Below are 7,408 nucleotides of genomic sequence, written 5' to 3' on the forward strand. Positions count from 1 at the left end.
GCTCTACCCCTAAAACTATCCAAAGCAAGAACATCATTTATCCTCGTTAAATTTTTTTGGGTTTACGCACTTTACAAGTCACTCGTAATGTGCATTGTCCTGAAACACCAAGTAAGACTTGACCCCCGCTACCCTAAAATTCAAAATTCAAAGTTCTAAATTCAAAATTTTGAATTCCCCCCAACGGGGGCGTAGCTGCTACATCACTTGTTCAAAATAGTGCCCTTCAAACTTTCGACGCGACCAACTGCAGCGTTTGCGTCCTCTGATGACACTCCGCGCGCAGCTAATGCCTCATTCAGGTATTTTGCAATAACATCGAAATGTTGTTGCTGTAGATTCATACCTGTGTGTGTTGCGTCCATGGAGCGACCCTTGTATTGGTCTGGACCGTCAAAAATCTTAGCGAAGAAATCCACTTGTTTTTGACGTTGCTTGTCCATGTTGGTGTTGGCGAAAAACTTACTGAGGGTGTTGTCAGCCATGACGCGTTTGTAGAATTCATCCACTACTTGCTCAAGACCCTGTTGTCCACCAAGTTTGTCGAATAATGTGCTCATATCCTTTTCCTTTGAAGCGAGTTGGTTGGATAATGAAATTCGCGCTCTTAGCTAAAAAGCTTCACTTGCGTGCTCTTAGCGAGTGAATTTAGCTGTCCGTTGTTAGTAGGACTCAAGCATTGATAGGAAGGAAGATAATGATATGAGTCAAATCCTACTTGATGTTTCAGGGTAATGCATACTAGGGTATCTTTGTAAAGTGCGTAGGTTTTAGAGCAACGATGGCTCAACTGCTTCTACGACAAGGTCTTTGCTGACGCGATCGCGCAATCTAGATTCAATCGCAATCTTGAGTGTTGCTGTGCTAGCAGAACACGAACCACAAGCACCTTGGAGCAAAACTTTTACAGAATCACCATCTACGTCGTATAGTTCTACGTCTCCGCCATCGGCGATCAGAACAGGTCTGACTTCTTCATCTAAGACTTTTTGAATCAGTGCGATTTTTTGCACAGGTGTCAGCAGTTTTGTGGCTTGCGGACTAGTCGTATTCTTGTTCAAAGAATGACTTACGGGGGTAGCAGATTCTTTACGCACAGATGCAATTATATCATCAATCGTTGCCAAACAAGATCCGCATCCGCCACCTGCTTTGACATAATTTGTGACTTCTTCGGCGGTGGTGAGATTGTTTTCTAGAATCACACGCCGGATTTTTGCATCACTAATGCCGAAGCAGGTGCAAACTAACGCTCCTTCATCATCGTCTTCATGAACCTCGTGAGCAATGCCTCGGTAATTATAAATAGCTGCTTCTAGCGCTTCTTGTCCCATCACCGAGCAATGCATCTTTGCTTGTGGTAATCCACCGAGATAGTTAGCAATATCTTTGTTGCTGAGCTTGAGAGCTTCGTCTAGAGTTGAACCTCTAATTAAGTCTACCAGAGCTTCTGAAGATGCGATCGCACTAGTACAACCAAAAGTTTGATAACGAGCATCAAGAATTTTTTCAGTTGTTTCCTCAACTTTCAGGTGCAATCTCAAAGCATCTCCGCAAGCAATGCTACCGACTTCTCCAACAGCAATTTTGATTCCAGGTTCTGTAGAGTCTTCCAATTCCCCTTGATTTTTGGGATTGTAGAAGAGATCCATCACTTTATCTGTATAGTCCCACATAGCCGATTTCAGATTTGTTGATTTTGAACTTTGGATTGAGTCATAAGGAATTTGGGGAGTAGGGAGAGAGAACCGTCTCCCTTATCTTCCTCATCTCCCTACACCAAGCACTGCTTTTTCTTGTTGTTGCAGCCAACCCGCATTATCACTCTTGAAGGGTGAGAGGGCGCGTAGACGTTCTACAATTGAGGGCATGACTGCCAGAACTGCATCAATTTCGGCTTCTGTTGTGTAACGGCAAAGGCTAAAGCGAATGGAACCATGTAAGATGGTGTAGGGTAAGCCCATTGCTCGCAGAACATGAGAGGGTTCCAAAGAGCCAGAACTGCAAGCAGAACCGGATGAGGCACAAATGTTGTGTTTGTTTAGGTGGAGGAGAATTGCTTCACCTTCAATATATTTGAAACCAATATTGGTGGTGTTTGGCAATCTTTGTGCTGGATCACCGTTGACTTCGCAGTCAGGAATTGTGGTGATGAGAGTTTGCTCTAGGCGATCGCGTAAACGTTTTTCTCTAGCTGTCGCTTCTTCTAGATGCAATAATTCTAGCTCAGCTGCTTTGCCTAAAGCAACAACTCCTGCAACATTTTCTGTTCCTGCTCTTCTACCGCGCTGTTGTCCTCCGCCGATAATCATCGGACGGAACCGAACTCCGCGCCGCACATACAATGCACCAATCCCTTTCGGTGCATGAATTTTGTGACCAGACAGAGTCAGCATATCAATGGTGCTTGTCTTCATATTCATGGGGATTTTCCCCACTGCTTGCACCGCATCAACATGGAAGAGTGCACCACTTTCTTTTACGCGCAATCCAATCTGCTCAATTGGGAAAACCGTACCGGTTTCGTTATTGGCATACATAATCGTCACCAGGGCAGTATTGCCTGTCAACGAGGCTTCGAGTTCATTCAAATCCAACTGCCCTTGACGATTCACCGAAAGATAGGTGACAGAATAACCTTGAGTTTCCAACTGTTGGCACAGATTCAGCACTGCTGGGTGTTCGACTTGTGTAGTGATGATGTGTCGCTTTTCAGGTTGTGCTAACAGTGCTGCGCGAATAGCGGCGTTATCTCCCTCAGTTCCTCCACTGGTAAAGATAATTTCTGATTCATCGGCACCTAGGAGGGCGGCTACTTGTTGTTGTGCAAGTCTTACCGCCTTTCCAACTTGCCCACCAAAGGTGTGCATACTGGAGGGATTGCCGTAATAATCGCTGAAGTAGGGCAGCATCGCCTCTAGAACTGCTGGATCTACCTTAGTGGTGGCATTGTTGTCTAGATATATGCAATCTTTGTGCATCGCTTCCAATCTTACTTTGATGACAATCAAAAATTTATGAAAATGGTTGTGGGATGTCATAACAGTTATCAGTTATCAGTTACCAGTTATCAATTGTTCACTGTTTACTGTTCACTGTTCACTGATTTAAGCTTCTATTCCTGATGTTTGATGTTTCTGTATTTGCTCAGAAAATTTTTGGGAATAAAAGTTAAACCAGTTGTCCCAATATTCTTCTTTTTTTGTTAGTTTTGTTACGAGTTTATTATAAGTAGCAAACCAGGACTCCCAGTAATCCCCACGTTCTTTGATGCAACCATCGCAGGTGGGACAACCAGCCGCACACTGAGGGACGCTGTAAGCAGTACCATCACAGTTTGTGCAGAGGTTGGGGTCAATCCAGTGAAGACCGTCAACTATTTTGATTGCACCAGTGGGACAGGCAGAAAGACACAATTTGCAGGAAATGCACTTGCTGGTAATTTTGTAAGCCATGACTATTCCCCTTACTATCTTAGAAATTGTGGATTGGGAATTGGGTACTGGGTAGTAGGTATTGGGTAATGGGGAGAAGGAAAAGTGAAAAGTTAAAAGTTAAAAATTCCTCTGATTTCTAACTTTTGACTTTTGACTCTTACGAGTTCGCCAGTTGACGGCACTTGCTACAAGTCGGCGGAGCCGCCCAACGCAGTGCCTCCTTTATGCCGGGGAACCCGTCCACCGCACTGACTCACTTTCGACCTTTTAGTTCCCTTGTTCTTGGAGGTATTGCTGGTAAAATTCTAAAGCAACCGTCTCGATCACATCATAGGATTCAACCGTCTGAATTCCGAGTGTTTGCAATTTTTCCTTGGGACTGTCACCCATTTTAGAAACCAACACTGCTTTGCAATCAGCTATTGTCTGAATGATATTTTCTAGAGTGGCTTTCTCGCCGTATCCACCTTGACAATAATGGTCAACTTTGCGGTGTCCAACAAAGGAAACTTTATTGCCATCAACTTCATAAATCTGGAATTCCTTGGCATGACCAAAGTGTTGGTTCACCAATCCGCCACCTTTAGTTGCTACTGCAACTAGGATTGGACTGCTTTGTACAGATGCGCCATTGGTTGTTTCTACAGCAGTGAGAGCCTTTTCTTTGGCTACTTTCAGTTCTTCTTTAAACTTCTCAATCCCTGCATGAACTTCTTGACGTTTTTCTAAGTCATATTCTGAAGTCATTTCCATGAATTTATCTTTAGTAAATTCCTGGCTGCGGTCTTCACCTAATAGACCGACTGCATCAGCACGACACTGACGGCAATGACGCATCATCTTCATGTTACCAGCGCAATTATCTTGCACTGTCTTAAGTTCTTTTGGTGTGGGTCCGCGCTGACCAGTTAATCCAAAGTGGGTGCCGTGTTCTGGTGCAGAAATCAGCGGCATAATATTGTGAAGGAATGCGCCTTTGGAGCGAATGACCTTATTAACTTCTGTTAGGTGCTCATCATTAATTCCCGGAATCATCACCGAGTTGACTTTGCACAAAATGTCAGCTTCTTTGAGGGCTTGTAATCCTTCCATCTGCTTTTCAAGCAGAATTTTTGCTCCTTCAATGCCTCTATAACGCTTGCGGTTGTAGTGAACCCAAGAATAAATTTTTTCCCCGATTTCTGGGTCTACCGTGTTCATGGTAATTGTAACATGATCTATGTTGAGTTGTTTAATGCGATCAACATAGTCAGCCAGCATTAAACCGTTAGTTGACAGACAAAGCTTGATATCTGGCGCTTTTTCTGCAATCAACTCAAAGGTGCGGAAAGTTTTTTCTGGATTTGCTAGTGGATCGCCAGGACCTGCAATTCCCAACACGGTTAATTGAGGAATCTTGCCTGCAATCACTAAAGCTTTGTGTGCTGCTTCTTCTGGAGTCAGCAATTCACTCACCACTCCAGGACGACTCTCGTTAGCGCAGTCGTATTTACGATTGCAGTAGTTGCATTGAATATTGCAAGCAGGGGCAACTGCAACGTGCAACCTTGCATAGTGGTGATGGGCTTCTTCACTGTAGCAGGGATGCTGGGCAATCCGTTGTTTGAGCTTTTCCTCCATTTCCACAGTGGCGCTGCTATCATCGCTGCATCCGCCGCAACCACTTGATTTTGCTTTGGTTGGAGTGGATTCTGTAACTAGAGAGGTAACGAGTCTTGTAGACTGTGTCATTGAATTTCGCATGCTTGTCAGGTGGTTGCCACCGTGGAAGATGCCATAGCCACTCTGTTGAAGTAAGAATGGAAGCCGCGTCTTGTACTCGCGCTCTTTACCCAAAGTTTTCAAGGGCTGGTGTGTCAACGCTAAAGACTTGAGGGAAATTTGCGCGTTAAGGCGCGACTTCTGTTCACAGGGGCATGGTGCTATCTCATCCCTCCACTCACTCACTGCGCTGTTTGTGTTTGCGCTTTAAGTGTTGGCGATATAAGTTTTATATCAGTTGTCTTGAATAAGGGCTGCGCTTGTGCTCTGGATAGAATTTATTGGATTGATTAGACTTGTACTCAATACTAAAAACCTTTACCCTTTAAGCATTTGAGGAGTTACAAAATTTTTTTCTGGGTAGGGGTACTAGAATTTTTCGGTTGGGGTTCGAGTATTTATGGAAATGGGGGCAAGTATTTGTGTACTCAGACAAAACTCAATCCCTGCAAGGACTTGAGCACAATCTTACCTTTTTTTTCGGTTCTTTACCTTGTACTCAAAGGCTGATGAAATAATGCCTAGAGCACTGCCTGAGGAGAAATTTTGATTTTGGAAATCTGGAGCAGATAACGGAGCGCTACTCCAGAAAATTGCGAAATTCAATTCTGTATACAGAATATCATTTTTTTCGAGGAAAAAATGCAATTCAGGTTTTTTTAATATTTTGTTGGTATGGTTATCTTTGCTAGATATTGATAGCATTTTCCTCACTAATTTTGGCTGGCTTTCAGGCGTAAACAAGGAAAAATAAGGTTTTTTACCGAGTTAATTTGACCTGTTAATAGAATTTTATCTCAATTAACTGATTTTGAACAGGTGGAAAAAGATGTCTGTCAAAAAAATCATGATTATTGGTTGCTGAAAAACTACCAACACCATACTCTCGTTACACTGAGAAAAATATTGTCCTCATTCTGCCCAAAAATCAGGGTACTAAGAGTAAAACTATGAAAGCAGTGGTTATTCGTCGATATGGCTCACCTGAGGTGTTTCAGTACGAAGATGTAGAACCTCCGAAAATTAAGCCTAATCAGTTACTTGTCAAAGTTAATGCGACTTGCGTTAATCCTGTTGATTGGAAAATGCGCAAAGGAATGTTGAAAATTATCACGGGTAACAAATTTCCCATGATTCTGGGGTTTGATTTATCGGGAGAAGTGATAGAAGTTGGTTCTCAAGTTACGCAATTCAAGCCAACAGATGTTATCTACGGCTCTATTAGTCCATCGGGAGGAGCTTATGCAGAATTTGCAGCCGTTCTAGAAAAGAATGCGGCTCTTAAACCAACAAACATGACTTATGAAGAAGCAGCCTCTGTCCCCGTAGCAGCACTCACTGCACTGCAAGGGCTGCGAGACTTGGGGAACATTCAACCAAATCAAAAGGTTCTTGTGAATGGCGGTTCTGGTGGTGTGGGTATTTTTGCAGTGCAAATTGCTAAGGCTCTAGGTGCACAAGTAACCGCAGTTTGCAGTACAAAAAACATTGATTTTGTAAAATCTTTGGGAGCAGACCGCATTATCGACTATACACAACAAGACTTCACCCAAGAATTAGGGCAGTACGACATCATTTTGGATGCAGTTGCTAAGCAATCCTTTTCTGGTTGTAAACAAGCTTTAAAACCGAATGGAATTTACGTGACGACACTCCCCAGTCTTGAAAGCTTTGTGCAGATTATTTTGACAGCGTTGATTCCTGGTAAAAAAGCAAAATTTATCCTTGAAAAGCCTAATACTCAGGATTTAGTTTACCTGAAAGAGTTGATTGAGGCTGGTAAAATTCGCTCAGTGATAGACCGCACCTATCCCCTACAAGAACTCGCTGCAGCTCATACATATAGCGAAACAGAGCGAGCAGTAGGTAAAATTGCCATTGCCGTTGCGAATTAACCTTTGGAACTTTTTTTGTGGGAACTATCAAAAGACGAGTCGAAAATTGTACTAGAAAAGCCTGCAAATGCAGGCTTTTTTATTTTTGTCATATCAAGTTCGTCTAATTACAATAAGAAACCTCACCCCGCCCTCCGGGCACCCCTCTCCGCGAGTTCACCAGAGGGGATGGGGGTGAGGTTCTTCGTTTTTTATAAGTATTCATCCGGACATGATATCAGATGCAGAAAATGCATAAAAATATTGCTTTTATTTCATAAAAAACGCTCAAAATTCTTATCCAAACGGATAAAATAGATCCACACAGTTAATCAA

Annotated in this window: 6 protein-coding genes; 1 reads left to right on the forward strand and 5 read right to left on the reverse strand. The window is 43.0% G+C overall.

What is annotated here, in order from left to right; translation table 11 throughout:
• Positions 1-203: 203 nt before the first annotated feature.
• From DP116_RS25115 to nifB, 5 genes are all read right to left on the reverse strand, one after another.
• Positions 204-560, reverse strand: coding sequence for a group I truncated hemoglobin (locus DP116_RS25115; RefSeq protein WP_169157748.1), 357 nt, complete (start codon positions 558-560; stop codon positions 204-206).
• A gap of 210 nt (positions 561-770) precedes the next feature.
• Positions 771-1,676, reverse strand: coding sequence for a Fe-S cluster assembly protein NifU (gene nifU, locus DP116_RS25120; protein WP_169157749.1), 906 nt, complete (start codon positions 1,674-1,676; stop codon positions 771-773).
• Between the two features lie 90 nt (positions 1,677-1,766).
• Complete coding sequence (nifS, locus tag DP116_RS25125; protein WP_169157752.1) at positions 1,767-2,981, reverse strand: cysteine desulfurase NifS; 1,215 nt, start codon at positions 2,979-2,981, stop codon at positions 1,767-1,769.
• A gap of 126 nt (positions 2,982-3,107) precedes the next feature.
• The gene (locus DP116_RS25130) at positions 3,108-3,455 is read right to left on the reverse strand and encodes a DUF362 domain-containing protein (RefSeq protein WP_169157750.1); all 348 of its coding nucleotides are present in this window, start codon (positions 3,453-3,455) and stop codon (positions 3,108-3,110) included.
• A gap of 249 nt (positions 3,456-3,704) precedes the next feature.
• Complete coding sequence (gene nifB / locus DP116_RS25135; protein ID WP_169157753.1) at positions 3,705-5,168, reverse strand: nitrogenase cofactor biosynthesis protein NifB; 1,464 nt, start codon at positions 5,166-5,168, stop codon at positions 3,705-3,707.
• Positions 5,169-6,148: 980 nt separating this feature from the next.
• Here nifB and DP116_RS25140 point away from each other — a divergent pair.
• Positions 6,149-7,093, forward strand: a complete 945-nt coding sequence (locus tag DP116_RS25140) for an NAD(P)-dependent alcohol dehydrogenase (RefSeq protein WP_169157754.1) — start codon at positions 6,149-6,151, stop codon at positions 7,091-7,093.
• Positions 7,094-7,408: the final 315 nt, after the last annotated feature.

The sequence above is a fragment of the Brasilonema bromeliae SPC951 genome, assembly GCF_012912135.1.
Taxonomy (GTDB): Bacteria; Cyanobacteriota; Cyanobacteriia; order Cyanobacteriales; family Nostocaceae; genus Brasilonema; species Brasilonema bromeliae.